Annotated in this window: 13 protein-coding genes; 9 read left to right on the top strand and 4 right to left on the bottom strand. The window is 42.3% G+C overall.

The features are described from left to right. Nucleotides 1-7 precede the first annotated feature (7 nt). From ACWQ4X_RS11460 to ACWQ4X_RS11450, 3 genes are all read left to right on the top strand, one after another. Nucleotides 8-1102, top strand: a complete 1095-nt coding sequence (locus ACWQ4X_RS11460; RefSeq protein WP_457903729.1) for a fatty acid desaturase family protein — start codon at nt 8-10, stop codon at nt 1100-1102. A 176-nt stretch (nt 1103-1278) separates the two neighbouring features. Further along, on the top strand, nt 1279-1500 hold the full coding sequence (locus tag ACWQ4X_RS11455; protein ID WP_457903728.1) for a DUF1653 domain-containing protein: 222 nt from the start codon (nt 1279-1281) through the stop codon (nt 1498-1500). Between the two features lie 65 nt (nt 1501-1565). Further along, entirely contained in the window at nt 1566-2168 is a 603-nt protein-coding gene (locus ACWQ4X_RS11450; protein WP_457903727.1) for an O-methyltransferase, read from the top strand. A 60-nt stretch (nt 2169-2228) separates the two neighbouring features. On the opposite strand, the gene ACWQ4X_RS11445 is transcribed toward ACWQ4X_RS11450, so the two are convergent. Together ACWQ4X_RS11445 and ahpC are read right to left on the bottom strand one after the other, a co-directional pair. Then, nucleotides 2229-2435 (bottom strand): KTSC domain-containing protein, encoded by a 207-nt coding sequence (locus tag ACWQ4X_RS11445; protein ID WP_457903726.1) that lies wholly within the window; start codon nt 2433-2435, stop codon nt 2229-2231. 196 nt (nt 2436-2631) lie between these two features. Continuing rightward, entirely contained in the window at nt 2632-3195 is a 564-nt protein-coding gene (ahpC, locus tag ACWQ4X_RS11440) for an alkyl hydroperoxide reductase subunit C (RefSeq protein ID WP_100241618.1), read from the bottom strand. Nucleotides 3196-3698: 503 nt separating this feature from the next. On the opposite strand from ahpC, the gene hrpA reads away from it, so the two are divergent. Together hrpA and ACWQ4X_RS11430 are read left to right on the top strand one after the other, a co-directional pair. Beyond that, complete coding sequence (gene hrpA / locus ACWQ4X_RS11435; RefSeq protein WP_457903725.1) at nt 3699-7625, top strand: ATP-dependent RNA helicase HrpA; 3927 nt, start codon at nt 3699-3701, stop codon at nt 7623-7625. Between the two features lie 30 nt (nt 7626-7655). Further along, on the top strand, nt 7656-8771 hold the full coding sequence (locus tag ACWQ4X_RS11430) for a beta-ketoacyl-ACP synthase III (protein ID WP_457903724.1): 1116 nt from the start codon (nt 7656-7658) through the stop codon (nt 8769-8771). Nucleotides 8772-8977: 206 nt separating this feature from the next. On the opposite strand, the gene ACWQ4X_RS11425 is transcribed toward ACWQ4X_RS11430, so the two are convergent. Further along, a complete protein-coding gene (locus tag ACWQ4X_RS11425) occupies nt 8978-11029 on the bottom strand; it encodes a TonB-dependent receptor plug domain-containing protein (RefSeq protein WP_457903723.1) in 2052 nt (683 codons plus the stop codon). Nucleotides 11030-11310: 281 nt separating this feature from the next. Between ACWQ4X_RS11425 and ACWQ4X_RS11420 the strand changes: the two genes are divergently transcribed. The 4 genes from ACWQ4X_RS11420 to ahpF all read left to right on the top strand — a co-directional run bounded on the left by ACWQ4X_RS11420 (nt 11311) and on the right by ahpF (nt 15904). Then, nucleotides 11311-12111, top strand: a complete 801-nt coding sequence (locus tag ACWQ4X_RS11420) for a tellurium resistance protein (protein ID WP_457903722.1) — start codon at nt 11311-11313, stop codon at nt 12109-12111. A 7-nt stretch (nt 12112-12118) separates the two neighbouring features. Further along, nucleotides 12119-13237: a toxic anion resistance protein gene (locus ACWQ4X_RS11415; RefSeq protein WP_100241613.1), complete on the top strand. Its 1119-nt coding sequence runs from the start codon at nt 12119-12121 to the stop codon at nt 13235-13237. 31 nt (nt 13238-13268) lie between these two features. After that, the gene (locus ACWQ4X_RS11410) at nt 13269-14198 is read left to right on the top strand and encodes a hypothetical protein (RefSeq protein ID WP_457903721.1); all 930 of its coding nucleotides are present in this window, start codon (nt 13269-13271) and stop codon (nt 14196-14198) included. A gap of 140 nt (nt 14199-14338) precedes the next feature. After that, a complete protein-coding gene (gene ahpF, locus ACWQ4X_RS11405) occupies nt 14339-15904 on the top strand; it encodes an alkyl hydroperoxide reductase subunit F (protein ID WP_457903720.1) in 1566 nt (521 codons plus the stop codon). Between the two features lie 144 nt (nt 15905-16048). On the opposite strand, the gene ACWQ4X_RS11400 is transcribed toward ahpF, so the two are convergent. Next, nucleotides 16049-16297, bottom strand: a complete 249-nt coding sequence (locus ACWQ4X_RS11400) for a YfhL family 4Fe-4S dicluster ferredoxin (protein ID WP_100241610.1) — start codon at nt 16295-16297, stop codon at nt 16049-16051. Nucleotides 16298-16299 lie beyond the last annotated feature (2 nt).

The raw sequence follows: 16299 nt of genomic DNA, 5'->3' as shown, positions 1-16299 counted from the left end.
CAATATCATGAATATGCCTGTAAAAGCACAATATTTTAAGAACCCAAAAAATCGTGAACTTACTCAATTTGAGTTAGATGAATTGGCGCGTGAATTAGATGCGATCAAACAAGAAGTGTTGGATGATATTGGCGAGAAAGATGCCAAATATATCCGTCGTGTTTATTCAATCGTACAGTATGCTTCGATTGCGGGTCGTGCCTGCTTATTTGCAGGTTGGTTCCCACCAGCATGGATTTTAGGCACAGGCTTATTGGGCTTTGCTAAAATCATGGAAAACATGGAATTGGGTCACAATGTCATGCACGGTCAATATGACTGGATGAATGATCCTAAATTCAGTGGTCAAAATTACGAGTGGGATATCGTGGGTACCTCGGACAACTGGCGCCAAACCCATAACTATAAACATCATACTTATACCAACATTAAAGGTATGGACGATGATATCGGCTATGGTTTATTACGTTTGTTCCCAGAACAACGCTGGAAACCAGGGTTCTTGTTGCAACCATTGTATAGCATCCCATTCTGCTTGTTGTTCCAATGGGGCGTGGCGATTCAGAATCTTGAAGTGGGTAAAGTTTGGTTTGGTCGTAAATCGAAACAAGAACTGAAAGAAGAGTGGAAGCCTTTACAACGTAAAATTGGCAAGCAATTGTTTAAAGATTACGTGTTCTTCCCATTGATTGCTGGTCCTGCGGCATTGCCTGTGTTTACGGGTAACCTTGTCGCGAATGGTATCCGTAATATCTGGACCTTCAGTGTGATTTTCTGTGGTCACTTTACCAAAGACGTTGAAGTGTTCCCGAAAACAGTATTACAAAATGAAAGCCGTGGTCACTGGTATATGCGTCAAATTCGTGGTTCTTCGAACTTAACGGGTTCTGAAGCTTTCCATATTTTGACAGGACACTTAAGTCATCAAATTGAACATCACTTGTACCCAGACATTCCTGCACGTCGTTACCGTAAAATGGCGCCAAAAGTACAAGCAGTGTGTGAGAAATACGGTTTAAACTACAGCAATGCCAGCTTGGTGAAGCAATACGGTAGTGTGATTAAACGTATTGTGAAATATGCGTTCCCATTCAAGAAATAATTTAATCAAAACCACTTCTTCGGAAGTGGTTTTTTTATGCGCTTAAACTTAGTGTTGTTCGCTGCTCATGTGAGGTTTTGAAAAAGATAAAAATACAATAACTTCAACAGATTGAATTTCCAAACGCGATTGAATGATTTAGCATGAGGCATCACAAATAATTTTAGAGTTCAACGATGTTAGAACGTGGTATTTATCAACATTATAAAGGTCAGTTGTATCAGGTATTTTCTGTGGCAACCCATAGTGAAACGGAAGAGCAACTGGTGGTTTATCAATGTTTATATGGTGATTACTCTTTATGGGTACGTCCACTGAGCATGTTTAGCGAGCAAGTGACTTTGCAAGATGGAAAAGTTGTACCGCGCTTTAAATTGATTCAAAAAACGGGTATATAAATACCCAGCCCAAGAAATAAAAAATGAAATTTACCGTAAATTAAATTTAAGAACAGGAAGTCCCGATGAGTTTGAGCCAACACTTCGAAGCAAGAATAAATGAACTCTACGAGTCATTTAAAAAGCATGATGCCACTCAGAAAGATCGCCTACAACGTTACCGCAATATCGAGCCTGATTCGGCACAATTTTTAGCGATGCAGATTCGGATTCAAAATTCACAACAGGTTTTGGAAATTGGGACCTCGACAGGTTATTCCACCTTGTGGCTGGCTGATGCTCTGCAAATTACGCAAGGACAGCTCACCACTTTAGAAATTGAGGCTGCTCGCAGTGCGCAGGCACAGCAGTATGTACAGGAATTTGGACTCGATCAGCGGATCCAGTTTTGGGTGGGGGATGCCCAAGATTATTTGGCAGCATGTAATGCACAATTTGATTTCATTTTGCTTGATGCGGAACGTGATGCCTATGTGGACTATTGGCCGCACTTAAAGCGCGTGTTGGCTCAGCAGGGCGGTGTGCTAATTGTTGATAATGTGATTTCCCATGCAGGAGAAGTGCAAGCATTCACGCAGTTGGTGAAAGAAGAAGGTAATTATTTGTTATCGACTTTGGCTTTAGGGGCAGGTTTATTGATGATTACTGCCAAGGACTATCATGGCTGAGCTACAAGTGAATGGATGGATGTGAAAAATCAGGGCTTACCCTGATTTTTTTATTGTTATTTATTCGATGGTGATACGGGTGAAGTGCAAGTCGTATTCTAGGTATTTGTGGACAAAGGCAGCTTTATCACTACATCGTAACATGTTGGCATAAACAAATTTGGGCACAGGGTGGTAGAGTTCTCCGGAACCATTGTTATAAAAAATTTTTAAATATCTTGAAGTCGCATTGTATTTCCAAGAAGTCACGGCAAGCATTATCCCCATACATACCTCCTTGAATTTGTATAAAAAACTCAATGACCTAATCCTAATATTCAAACTGAATAAAATGGAAGGCTTAATTAGATGTATAGCAGAAATTACAGGGACGTCAAATACATTCTTGATAAAATTACTCGAAATTAAGATATAAAAAAACCACGCATAAAGCGTGGTTTTTTCGATGCAATCTAATTCAAAATTAGATTTTACCAACTAGGTCGATAGACGGAGCTAAAGTAGCGTCGCCTTCTTTCCATTTAGCTGGGCAAACTTCACCTGGGTGAGCGTGTACGTATTGAGCAGCTTTAACTTTGCGAAGAAGTTCTTGAGCGTCACGACCAATACCACCAGCGTTGATTTCAACGATTTGGATTTTGCCTTCTGGATCGATAACGAAAGTACCACGGTCAGCAAGACCAGCAGCTTCGATTAATACTTCGAAGTTTTTAGCAAGCGTCCAAGTAGGGTCGCCAACCATTGGGTATTCAATTTTCTTAATTTCAGCAGAAGAATCGTGCCAAGCTTTGTGCGTGAAGTGAGTGTCAGTAGAAACAGCATAGATTTCAACGCCTAATTTTTTGAATTCAGCGTAGTTGTCAGCAAGGTCACCAAGCTCAGTTGGGCATACGAAAGTGAAGTCTGCTGGGTAGAAGAAAACTACAGACCATTTGCCTTTAAGGTCAGCTTCTGTAACTTCAATGAACTTGCCGTTAAGGTAAGCTTGTGCTTTAAATGGTTTAACTTCAGTATTAATTAAGCTCATCATTGTCTCCATGATTGAGGTTAGTCTTTGAATTTGGAAGTAGAATATCGAAATTTTAATTATTGCTGAAACAGTATTTTTACATTACAAGCATCGGAAAAACCGAATTAGCAATTTAAACACCATTCCATCCAATAGCACCATCACCTATTACAAATGAAACAGATGATGAAAAAATGACAATACGTCACAATCAAATTGTCGTATTTAAATCGTTAATCAACATGCAGCCATTGCGCTTGAATTTCAAGGGTGAAATTGAAAAAAGATATTTTAGTGTGTTGCAGTTGTTTAATTTTTCACAGATGAAAAGGAACTGTGTGCAAGTTGCCCAGCCCTCACTTTTTTGATCCAACTGTTAGCTTTAAGCATTTTCTGCATCAATCGGCATGAAAATTAAGCACATTTCATGCCGTATTTCAGTATCGTGGGTGAGAGGCTTTCTCTATGCGCGCTTAAAGCGTAAAATGCAGGATTCAAATTTTTCTCGGGATTAATCATCTGTGCAAAGTCATTTAAATATCGATCAATGGGTTATGGCCCGCGACCGTCATCGTTTAAATCGACTACGCCGCAGCAAAGATGGTGATCCCAAGCAATATCAAGAACTGTTCGAGCAGTCTAATCGCAAAGTTCAGGAACGGTTTGCACGCCTGCCAAAAATTAAACTGAATCAAGACTTGCCTGTGACACAGTCAGCCGAACGCTTGATGGCTGCCATTCAACAGCATCAAGTGATTATTGTGGCGGGTGAAACTGGTTCAGGAAAAACCACACAGTTACCGCAAATTGCTATGCTCGCAGGACGTGGTTTAACTGGCATGATTGGTCATACCCAACCACGACGTTTGGCAGCGCGAAGTGTGTCACAGCGTATTGCCGAAGAAGTCGGTGAAAAGCTGGGCGAGTCGATCAGCTTCAAGGTTCGTTTTAACGAACAAGGTTCGCAAGATTCGATTGTACGTCTGATGACAGATGGTATTTTGCTGGCAGAACTATCGAATGACCGTTATTTAAGTAAGTACGACACGATCATTATTGATGAAGCACATGAACGTTCACTCAATATTGACTTTATCATGGGTTATTTAAAGCAATTGTTGCCGAAACGCCCTGATTTAAAAGTGATTGTGACTTCAGCAACTTTAGATGTGCAACGCTTTAGCCAATATTTCCATGGTGCGCCTATTTTTGAAGTGGAAGGACGTAGTTTTCCTGTGGAAGTGCGTTATCGCCCTATTTCAGAATTGAGCATTGTGGGTAGTGATGATGATGAATTTGATGATTTTGAAGAGAACTTACCGCGTGCGGTGGTGCAAGCCGTAGAAGAATGTTTTCAGGATGCGCAGGAAAAAGGGCATCCTGAACATGCGGATATCCTGATTTTTGCCAGTACCGAGCAGGAAATTCGAGAATTACAAGAAACCTTGCACAAGTATGGTCCGCGTCATACAGAAATTTTGCCGCTCTATGCCCGTTTGGCTTTGGCTGATCAGCAAAAGATCTTTAACTCTTCAGGTGGTGGACGCCGCATTATTATTGCCACCAACGTGGCTGAAACCGCATTGACTGTACCGAATATCCGTTATGTGATTGATAGCGGTTTTGCCCGTATTTCACGTTACAACTATCGATCTCGGGTGCAACGTTTACCGATTGAAGCCATTTCACAGGCAGCAGCCAATCAGCGTAAAGGGCGTTGTGGCCGTATTGCACCGGGTGTATGTATTCGTCTGTATAGTGAAGAGGACTTCCAAAGCCGCCCAGAATTTACCGAGCCCGAAATTAAACGAACCAATTTGGCTTCGGTGATTTTGCAAATGCAAAGTCTGGGTTTAGGTACACTAGAACAATTTGACTTTATTGAGCCACCTGATCACCGTTTAGTCAATGATGGTCGCAAGCTCTTGGTTGAACTTGGTGCGCTGACAGAAAAAAGTGCAGCACAACTGAGTGAAACCAAAGCCGAGCCAGCATCTGACGCTACGCGTGGGAAAAAGGGCAATCAGAGCAACGGGCTGACCAAAGTCGGTCAGATGATGGCAAAAATGCCGATCGACCCGCGTTTGGCGCGTATGATTATCGGTGGGGCACATTTCGGTGTTTTAAATGAAGTGCTGATTATTGTGGCAGCATTAGCGGTACAGGATCCGCGGGAGCGTCCTGCGGATAAACAAATGCAGGCAGATCAAAAACATGCCTTGTTCCGTGAAGCAGATTCCGACTTTCTGTTTTATTTGAAGTTGTGGGAAGCGATTCATGATCCTGTCGAATCCATGAGTGAAAATAAACGTCGCACCTTTGCACGCCAGCATTTCTTGAGCTGGTTGCGTTTACGTGAATGGAAGAAAACGCATGAACAATTGCTGGATTTAGCCAAAGGCTTGCATCTTTCATTTAATGATAAAAAAGCCAGCTATGAAAACTTGCACCGTGCCTTACTCACAGGTCTGTTGTCATTCATTGCCAATAAAACCGATGAGCGTAATGTGTTTATGGCAGTGCGCCAGCAGAAGGCGCGGGTATTCCCAGCATCGACGTTGCACAAGACCAATACCCCATGGGTGATGGCGTTTGAAATGGTGGAGACCTCGCAGGTCTATTTACGTACGCTGGCAAGAATTGAACCTGAATGGATTCTGTTGGCTGCACGTGATTTGCTGAAATACCATTATTTCGAACCACACTGGTCGAAAAAAGCAGGCATCGTGAATGCTTATGCGCAGATTTCATTGTTCGGTCTGATTATTGAACCGAAGCGCATGATCAACTATGAAAAAGTCGATCAACCCGCGGCACATGAAATCTTCCTTAGAGATGCTTTAACCACAGGCAATTTGGGCACCATGCCGCCATTCTTAAAGCATAATCTCCTCAAACTGGAAGAAGTTGAGCGAGTCGAAGACAAATTACGTCGTCGTGATTTGGTGGTGGATGAAGAAACCATCTATCAATTCTATGCCGCGAAAGTGCCAGCTGAAATTGCCAGTCGCAGTAGTTTTGAAGACTGGCGTGCCACGGTTGAGCCGAAGCAGCCACGATTCCTTTATGTGGAAGATGATGCACTGTGGCTGAATGATCGTCCGACAACGCAACAGTTCCCTGATTATTTGCATAATGGCGAACTGCGTTTGGCGGCAAGTTATCGTTTTGATCCAAGTCATGATGAAGATGGTGCAACGGTTAAAATTCCAGTGCAGGCTTTACCTCAGGTGGATGAAAACATCTGGTCTTGGGGAATTCCAGGCTGGCGTCAGGACTTGATTGAAGCTTTATTAAAAGCCTTACCGAAAGATAAGCGCCGTAATTTGGTGCCGATTCCAGATACTGCGAAAAAGCTAATGCAGCGCATAGATGCGGTACATTTGCGTGAACACTTATTTAGCTACTTGGCATTTCAATTACGCGGTGAGCAGATTACGGAAAAAGATTTTTCATTTGAGAAAATTGATCAATATCTCTTGCCATTTATCAAAGTGATTGATGAAAAAGGCCGCGTAATTGAAAAAGGGCGCAATTTAGCCGAATTAAAAGCGCGTTGCCGTACCGAAACCCATAGCCCAGTCAAGCAGGCCAAAGGTCAATTCCAGACTTTCCCTGATGACTTTGTATTTGAAGCCTCACATAAAGTGACGGGGGTGGTGGTTAAGCAATATCAAGCTTTGGTGCCGGTAAAAGTATTTGCCAAACTAGAAGCGAAAGATGATTCAGGCGTTGTGATTCAAACCTTCAATGATCAAGAGGAAGCGATTAAGCAGCATCGTGAAGGCATTATCCGTTTGGTCCATTTGCAATTGGGTGATCTGGTTCGTCAGTTGAAAAAGCAGATTTCCAAACCGATGGCATTGGCATACTCGCCTTTAGGTGATAAGGCACAACTGGAACAGATGCTGGTATACGCCTCCCTACAATTGGCGATTAATGAACTGCCAATCAATCAGGCTGAATTCCAGCAGTTGTTGCAGAAGGTTAAACAGAACTTTTTAACGCATGGACAACAGGCGTTAAAAATGATGAGTGATATTTTTATCCAGTGGCAAAGCATTCGCCAAAAATTATTGATGCTAGATGGCGATATATTTGGACGCAGCATGGATGATATTGAAGACCAGTTAGATCTAATGCAATTGTCTAATTTTGTCTATAGCAAACCAGTTGATGTGTGGACTGAGTATTCACGATATTTAGCAGCTTTGCTATTGCGTTTGGACCGCTTGCCCAATAATCTCCAACGAGATATTGCTGCCATTGGACAAATTGATCCGTGGATGGATAAATTATTTAAATATAAAAATGACGTTCGTTTGAAAGAATTGTACTTTATGATCGAAGAATTGCGTATTTCTCTGTTTTCTCAACCGATGAAAACCAAGATGCCTATTTCTGCGACACGATTACAAAAATTGTGGGAACGTCTGAGTATCAGTTAGAATTGAACGAATTCAGAGAAGGAGTTTTACATGGGCATCCGTATTACAGGTACTGGCTTGTTCCACCCAGAACACGTCATTACCAATGAAGAGCTAGTCGAAAGTCTAAATGCTTATGTGGAACAGTATAACCAAGACCATGCTGAGCAAATTGAAGCGGGTGAGTTAGAAGCGCGTCGTGGTTCTAGCGCAGAGTTTATTGAAAAAGCATCGGGTGTAAAGCGCCGCTATGTGGTTGAAAAAACGGGTGTACTTGATCCAAACCGTTTACGCCCACGTTTAGACGAACGTAGTGATGACGAATTGTCGATTCAAGCGGAGTGGGGCGTAACTGCCGCGAAGCAAGCGATGGAAAATGCGGGTGTCACTGCTGAAGATATCGATGTGGTGATTTTGGCATGTTCAAACTTGCAACGTGCCTATCCAGCCGTAGCTATTGAAATTCAGACGGCACTGGGCATTCAAGGTTATGCCTATGACATGAATGTGGCATGTTCAGCAGCGACCTTCGGTTTGAAACAAGCTTATGATGCAATCAAATCGGGTGCACGCCGCGTATTGTTGGTGAATGTTGAGTTAACTTCTGGTCATACCGATTACCGTTCACGTGACTGTCACTTTATTTTTGGTGATGTGGCTACAGCTTCAATTATTGAAAATACTGACACAAAAACTGGTTTTGAAATTCTAGATACAGATTTGTTCACACAATTTTCAAACAATATCCGTAATAATTTTGGCTTCTTAAACGGTTCTGAACTGACTTCACGTGACGACAAGCAATTCCGTCAAGATGGTCGTAAAGTGTTTAAAGAAGTTTGTCCACTTGTGGCAAAAATGATTTCAAATCAGTTGGAAAAGAATCAGATTAAACCTGAACAGGTGAAGCGTTTCTGGTTACATCAAGCCAATCAGAATATGAATGAACTGATTTTGAAATTGGTGGTGGGTAAGGAAGCAGCTGAAGCAGATCCAAGCCTCGTGCCAATCATTCTGGATGAGTTTGCAAATACCTCATCTGCGGGTGTGATTATTGCCTTACATCGTTCTGCACATGAAGTGAATGATGGCGAATATGGCGTATTGTGCTCATTCGGTGCAGGCTATTCTGTAGGATCAATCTTGGTACAAAAGCACGTTGCTTAATCCCTCAAGATTGTATCGCTGTTTTCAATCTAATTGATTACAGTGAAATAAAAGCACCACTCATTTGAATCAAGTGAGTGGTGCTTTTTTACGTCTAAGGCTGAATACATTGTGCGATACATCTTTCAAGTGTGTAACACTGAATCAAGGTACTTCAGGAAGCATTCACATGAAGTACCTTGGTCTTTTTTGGAAGGTGCTTGGTCTTAGAATTTCTTTTCTATATTGAGCAATAAACTTGGAATGGCTTGGCTAATTCGCGCTTGATATAAACTGCCATCAGATTGATTATTCAAGCGCTCTTTATAGTCGGTGCTGAGCAGATTGCGGGCACTTAAGCTGGTAGACCAGCCTTGCTTAAAGCGTTTGGTCGCGCTGATGTCTAGGTTCACGCGTTCATTGCTGGTACGGTTATAGGGCTGATTTTCCAATGCACGGGTAAATTCAGGGGTATAACTTAAATTGACACTGGTCGAAACTCGCCAAGGTTGATAACTATAAGAAAGTCCCATACTGGCGGTATAAGGTGCTACATCACTGACAAGGCGTTCTTGTTGTGTGTCATCTTCCACTTTGGCACGAATGGTGGAGAGTTGGCTGTTCAACATCCAAGAATGACCTTGCTCATTTTGTTTTAAGGCATAACGACCTGAAAGCTCTACGCCATAAGTGGTTGCATGCGGTTGGTTTTGTGGACGTTGCACGTAGCGACCATTTTCCAGACGAATGACCGATTCAATATAGTCATCAATTTGACGATAGAAGCCGGTTAAATTTACCCCACCCGCAGCGGTGTTATAGCCCAGTGTTGATTCATAAGCCTGAATTTTTTCAGGACGCAAAAATGGATTCCCACCACGGTCAGGGTTGTTGAGGCTGCCTGCATCACTGTCGGTTGAGATAGATACTGTCGGTAATAAATTATCAGCTTTCGGACTACGGAATGCCTGACTGATATTGGTTTGTAGTGACCATTGATCATCAAACTTATAGAGATGTGCCAGTACAGGACTAAGGTGCTGATCATTATAATCCACTAAGCCTGAACGCTGAATCCATTCCTGACGTAGCCCCAGTGTTACAGTCTGCTGATCGGTAAAGCGCCAGCTGCCTTCACTATATAAGGCATAACGTTGCTCATCCAAGGTGTCAGCGGTATTGCTTTCGAGGGTATTTGAGCGGGTGTCTAGCCCAAATTTAATTTGACGATCTGCATCAAACTGACGCACAGCATCATACGCCAAACCGAGTTCTTCAATCTGCTGATCAATATACTGTGATGCTTGTGAAGAGCGGGTGAGTTCGGTTTCATTCTGTTTTTCATAAGACAGACGGACTTTGTCGGAGTTTTTATCGACTTGGCGTTCATAGCGAGTGTAGAGACGCAGGCTATCATTTTTGTCCTGTTGCACTTGGTCGGAACGGGTGCTATCACGTTCATGGTTCCGGTAAAACAGTTCCGCTACAACTTTGTTTTCATCATCAATTTCGTATTCCACACGTGGACTGATCATGGATGCTTTGCGCTCGGAGACATTTTTCTGCACCCGAGTTTGGCTTGATGTTTGCGTTTCTGTAATGGAGGTGGTGTCGTCCCAACTCTGGTTGGCAGACACACTATATAGCCAAGGACTATCACGTCCATCCATTTGTAGGGTGAGGTTTTTACGCTCTTCTTCCGCAGCGCCAGAGCTATAAAGACCATAACCAGCACGCGCAGTACCACTTAGGCGTGTGCTTTGAAGCGGTTCTTTTAAAATAATATTAATCACAGCAGATGCCGCGACCGATGCTTGAGTCACACTCGGCTGCTTGGTAATTTCAATCCGTTCAATCATGTCAGGCGTGAGTGTATCAATAATCGACATGCCCCCGCGTGGACCGCCTTGCACGGGTTCACCATTGATCATAAAGATGGGGGCACCACCACCGCGAAAGCGCATGCCTGATGCACCTCCTGGACCACGCGGACCAGAACCGGATGGCATTTGAAAACCTGCGGCTCGTCTTAAGGCATCGCTGACCGATTGATCACCATATTTCAGCATTTCTTCACGGTTGATAATGGTTTTGGCAATTGCACTGATGTCGTTATTTTTATTGGCAGTTGCATCAGCTTGAAGCTTTAAGGTTTTGAGTGTTTGGACAGGTTCTTCAGTCACGGCTTGCGTGGTTTCGGTAGCCCAGCCTGTAATAGAGATACCTAAAAGTGCACAAGTCAGTGCACTGAATTTCCAAGAAGGCTGTAACGCATCCATGACTTTATGTTTCCAAATGTAATTTCGCGTAAGATTAAACTAAAATTGTGTAGAAAAATTGTGGAGCTCCTCATTTATTCTGGTTCTTGATAAAAATAATTCATCTGTCTGATGGTTGTGCATGATTCCATGGAGGATCATTTTTTAACTGGTTGTATTTTATTTATTGTTTATTCAAGATCCCGACCAGTTCGTGCTTTACCTTTATATCAAAAATACAGAGTTGATAATTTTAATGGCTATGTTAAAACAGAGGAGTACTGGTCATGATCTAAATTGCAATGCAAGTTACTGAACTGATTCCTTTATCTGAAATAGAGGTCAATCGACAGGACGTTTTGGCGATTCAACGGAATGAATTGGTGCCCATTTTTAATAATGCGGCATTGCTACATCATTATGCGGAACAGCTTGTTCAAGCGCAGGCAGTGTTGTTGCAGGGGGTAGATCCGCTGCTGACGCAGCAATTCAGACAAAGTATAGAGGCACTGATTCAAGCCTTGAGCCAATCCAATAAATATCTAAAGAAACGTAAATTTAATGCTTTGCAGAAATGGCTCGGCATTGATATTGAACATAGCTCAGGGCAAATTGACTACTATAAAAATTTGGATGTGTTGCTCGATCGTAGTCAACATTTAAGTCAAAAACTGCGCTTGGAAATACAAAAGTCACAATCTCGGGTACAGCAATTACTGGGTTTGCGTTTAAGAATGGCAAATTATGTGGTTGCCGCGCAGGAGTTTATGCACGAGTATCCCAAGATGCTACGCACGCAGCATCCCTTAGATCAATTTTCCGAACGCTTATCCCACAAGATTCATAGCCTGCAAACCGTACAGGCCAGTAATGATATTGCCTTGCAGCAAATGCAGCTTTCGCAGCAACTCTCATTGGGCTTGCTGGATCGTTTTACGGAAGCTCAACAGGTGTTGATTCCTGCTTGGCAATATCATGTTAAACAAAGTCAACAGACAGACTCGACTTCTGAGCTATTAAAGCTCGATAATAGCCGCGAAAAACTGATTAAAACTTTAAGAAAATCATTAGAGAAGCCTTCTGGGAACTCAACTCAAAATTAGGTGAATTATGACCAATTCAGAACAGAACAACGTTGCTGTAATCCTGACGGAAGAAATGGCAGAACAGCAGTTTCAGCAACTCAATTTAAAAGAGCTGGGTTTGCAAAGCTCCGACTTGGCTGAGGTATTGACCGCAACCAAAGAATTGCAAGATATGAACCATCAGAGTGTTGCCGAGTACGGCAAGCATATTGCCACGCAAACCTCGACTTATACCGATGAGTTGTTAGATTTAGTGCAAAACAAAGATTTAGATACCACAGGGCAAAAGCTGAACCAAGTGGTGCAGGTGGCACAGCAGTTAAATGGCAGCAGCATTCTGAATCAGTCTAAAAGCTCAGGCTTTTTGGGCAATATCTTAAGTAAGTTTAAAGGGGCGAAGCAGAGTTTTGATCAGCATTTTAATACCACTAAAGAACAGATTGATGCTTTGGTCAAAGAAATTGAGGCTTCACAGTCGGGGCTGAAAGACAGGGTCAAGACACTGGAACAGATGTTTGATTCGGTGCAGGATGAATATAAGCAATTGGGCATTTATGTGGCTGCGGGAAAGATCAAGCAGCATGAAGTTCAGCAGCAAATTGCCAGCTTAACCACACAGGAGCAGGATCAGACCACGACCCAGAAAATTTATGATCTGAATCATCTCTCTAACAATCTGGAGAAGCGAGTCAGCGATTTACAGGTATTGCAACAATCTGCCATGCAGACTTTACCCATGATTCGGATTATTCAGTCGAATAATTTAATGTTGGTAGATAAGTTCTATGCCATCAAAAACATTACGTTGCCCGCGTGGAAAAACCAAATCAGCCTTGCCATTTCCCTGCAAGAGCAAAAGAACAGTGTACAACTGGCAAATACCATTGATGATGCCACCAATGATTTATTGCGCCGTAATGCAGATTTGTTGCATCAAAATTCGGTCGATACTGCGCGTGCCAATCAGCGTTCTGTAATTGATATTGAAACCCTTGAGCATGTACAAAATACCTTGATTCAAACGGTGAATGACGTGCTACAAGTTCAAAAGGAAGGCATGCAGAAGCGTGAAGAGGCGACACAGCGTTTACGTAACTTACAAAGCAATTTAAGTCAGTTGGTATTAGAGTCAAATCAACGCTAAATCTTTCTTATAGTATTTTGCAGGAGGTCACTTGTCCCATTTAGAAGATGAATATGCAATCAATGCCAGCCAGATTCAGCAAGGCGTGCAGGCGCTAAAACGCCGGCAAACCCATCTGATGTGGTGGTGTATATTCACTTCCAGTTTGGCACTGGTGGCTTTGCTGAGCTATTTTTTCCAGCAGGATATGCTGTACAGTTGGTTTGGACTAAGTTCCGAAGTGAAACAATTGCATATCCCTGTAAGTGCAGACAGTGCCTTGGCACAGTTTGGCAAAGCACCTGACTATTTTTTTAATTTACTGTCTTGGTTTGGCTGGTTGTTGTTCAAAATGATTAGTGCCTTTATTGGCGCGTTTTTTGTGATTCATTTTCTCAAGAAAATTCGTTTCTTCTACATTCGCTTTCAATCTTTTGTAATGAAGTTCGTTGGCTGGTTAATTGCATTTATCTGTATTTGGTCAGCACTGACTTATGTGCAATATGATTGGAAAGATGAGGCGGAGCATCCCTACGCTGAGGCGATTCAATATGAAAACCGCTTGCATGAAAGTGAATTGGTACAACAGTTAGAGCAAACCCAACTGGCAGCACCTGTAAAAGCTTATATACTGGCGCAAATTGCACTATTGCATTCACCTGCTGATGAAAATGCTGCGATACCGTATGTGTTGACACTGGTCGATGCTGAAGAAAATGATCCCGATTTTATTCAATACGGTTTTAGTCCCTCGCAGCTCTGGGCGATGCAACAACAACTCTATGGTAAAGCGATTACCCCGACAGCACAGTCTATTTCACCACAGTTCATGCAAGTGCAAAAGTGGGCGGGTATACTGCAAGGTGTTATTATTTCAGTGTTTATTCTGAATGTAATTCTCAGCTTAATACTATATGGATTATCGCGCTACTTTCTGGCGCGTACGCGTAGAATTGAGCATAATTTAAAAAATGTGGGCTAAGTGATTCAAGTTATGCACTATTTTTTCTTTTAATCTAATATTTCGATTGTATTTATGAATACAAACTGTTTTACCAATTTCATGTTTTTTACTATGATGCATTCATCAACTAAATTATCTCTCCACTGGAGTCGTTAGCAATGTTAGATCAAAATACTTCTGCTCAATTAAAAACACTTTTAGAACGTCTTGAAAGCCCAATCGAAATTATTGCATCTTTAGATGCTTCAGAGAAATCTGAAAAAATTAAAGAGTTGGTCACTGAAATTGCGGTGTTATCAGACCAAGTGACAGCACGCTTCGATGGTGAACATAGTCGTCGTCCAAGCTTTGCGATTGCCAAAGCAGGAGAGCAACCACGTGTCCACTTCGCGGGTTTGCCAATGGGACATGAGTTTACCTCACTCATTCTTGCATTGTTACAAGTATCTGGCTATGCACCTAAAGTTTCTGAAGAAGTGCTCAACCAAATTAAAGATTTAAACATCAAATCAAATTTTGATGTGTTCGTATCCTTAAGCTGCCATAACTGTCCTGACGTGGTACAAGCTTTGAACCTGATTGCCATTTATAACCCAGGTTCGACGGCAACCATGATTGATGGTGCATTCTTCCAGGAAGAAGTGGAACAACGCAAAATCATGGCAGTACCGATGGTATTCCAAGATGAGCTACACATTGGTCAAGGTCGTATGACTTTGGAAGAAATTATTGCCAAACTGGATACCAACTCTGCAGAGAAAGAAGCAGCGAAATTAAATGCCAAAGATGCGTTTGATGTATTGGTGATTGGTGGTGGACCTGCTGGCGGTACTGCGGCAATTTATGCAGCACGTAAAGGCATTAAAACGGGTATTGTGGCAGAACGTTTTGGTGGTCAGGTCATGGACACCATGGACATTGAAAACTTTACCACGGTGCAAAAAACTGTCGGTCCTAAGTTTGCTCAAGATATGGAAGCGCATGTTCGTGAATATGGCGTAGACATCATGAATTTGCAATGTGTGAATAAAATCACTGGTGCAGATCAAACTGCGAATGGCTTGGTGGCCGTTGAGCTTGAAAATGGTGCAAAACTTGAATCGAAAACCGTCATTCTTTCAACAGGTGCACGTTGGAGAGAAATGAATGTACCAGGCGAAAAAGAATACCGTACCCGTGGTGTTGCCTACTGTCCACACTGTGATGGTCCGTTGTTCAAAGGCAAACGTGTAGCCGTGATTGGTGGTGGTAACTCGGGTGTAGAAGCGGCAATTGACTTGGCAGGTATTGTTGAACACGTGACTTTGGTTGAGTTTGATACTAAACTGCGTGCCGACCAAGTGTTACAAGATAAGTTAAACAGCTTGCCAAATGCCACAGTGATCATGAATGCATTATCTACTGAAGTGGTGGGTGACGGTGCTCAAGTGACAGGCTTGAAATACAAAGACCGTGCAACTGATGTAGAGCATACTGTTGAATTGGCTGGGATTTTCGTACAAATTGGTTTATTGCCAAATACGGATTTCTTAAAAGAAAGTGCCGTTGAACTTACGCCACGTGGTGAAATTGTGATCAATGAACGCAATGAAACCAATGTCAAAGGTGTATTTGCTGCAGGTGACTGTACCACTGTACCGTATAAGCAAATTATTATTGCGACAGGTGAAGGTGCAAAAGCGTCACTCTCTGCTTTTGATTACATGATCCGTTCAGGTCAGTAATAAAAAAGAGCCAACATACACTGTGTTATGTTGGCTTGCTATTAAACTTTTTACTTTTTATAGGAACTGAGGACGCTAACACCGATGTTCCTTTTTTTATTGTTTATTGTTTTCCCCCAAGATTTGGTTAAAACAGTTTTATTTTTAAATAATATTCAGCGCTTTAAATTTCTCCTCTAATGCCGCTTTACTTTCAATGTGTTCAGGATGAACTTCAATACAATCGATTGGGCAGACCGCCATACAAGTTTGATGTTCGTAAAAACCCACACATTCTGTACAGCGTGCTACATCGATTTCGTAGATTTTCTGACCTTCATAAATGGCATCATTCGGACATTCTGCTAAGCACATGTCGCAATTGATGCAGGCATCCGTGATTCTTAAAGCCATGA

The sequence above is a fragment of the Acinetobacter sp. NigerLNRRAM0016 genome (assembly GCF_054112845.1).
This window is presented reverse-complemented; position numbering and strand designations above follow the sequence as displayed.

Excerpts from the sequence above, each read along its gene's own strand:
- ACWQ4X_RS11460 (WP_457903729.1), top strand. The coding sequence starts at position 8 with ATGAATATGCCTGTAAAAGCACAATATTTTAAGAACCCAAAAAATCGT.
- ACWQ4X_RS11455 (WP_457903728.1), top strand. The coding sequence starts at position 1,279 with ATGTTAGAACGTGGTATTTATCAACATTATAAAGGTCAGTTGTATCAG.
- ACWQ4X_RS11400 (WP_100241610.1), bottom strand. The coding sequence starts at position 16,297 with ATGGCTTTAAGAATCACGGATGCCTGCATCAATTGCGACATGTGCTTA.
- ahpF (WP_457903720.1), top strand. The coding sequence starts at position 14,339 with ATGTTAGATCAAAATACTTCTGCTCAATTAAAAACACTTTTAGAACGT.
- ACWQ4X_RS11420 (WP_457903722.1), top strand. The coding sequence starts at position 11,311 with ATGCAAGTTACTGAACTGATTCCTTTATCTGAAATAGAGGTCAATCGA.
- ACWQ4X_RS11425 (WP_457903723.1), bottom strand. The coding sequence starts at position 11,029 with ATGGATGCGTTACAGCCTTCTTGGAAATTCAGTGCACTGACTTGTGCA.
- ACWQ4X_RS11415 (WP_100241613.1), top strand. The coding sequence starts at position 12,119 with ATGACCAATTCAGAACAGAACAACGTTGCTGTAATCCTGACGGAAGAA.
- ACWQ4X_RS11430 (WP_457903724.1), top strand. The coding sequence starts at position 7,656 with ATGGGCATCCGTATTACAGGTACTGGCTTGTTCCACCCAGAACACGTC.
- ahpC (WP_100241618.1), bottom strand. The coding sequence starts at position 3,195 with ATGAGCTTAATTAATACTGAAGTTAAACCATTTAAAGCACAAGCTTAC.
- ACWQ4X_RS11445 (WP_457903726.1), bottom strand. The coding sequence starts at position 2,435 with ATGGGGATAATGCTTGCCGTGACTTCTTGGAAATACAATGCGACTTCA.
- ACWQ4X_RS11450 (WP_457903727.1), top strand. The coding sequence starts at position 1,566 with ATGAGTTTGAGCCAACACTTCGAAGCAAGAATAAATGAACTCTACGAG.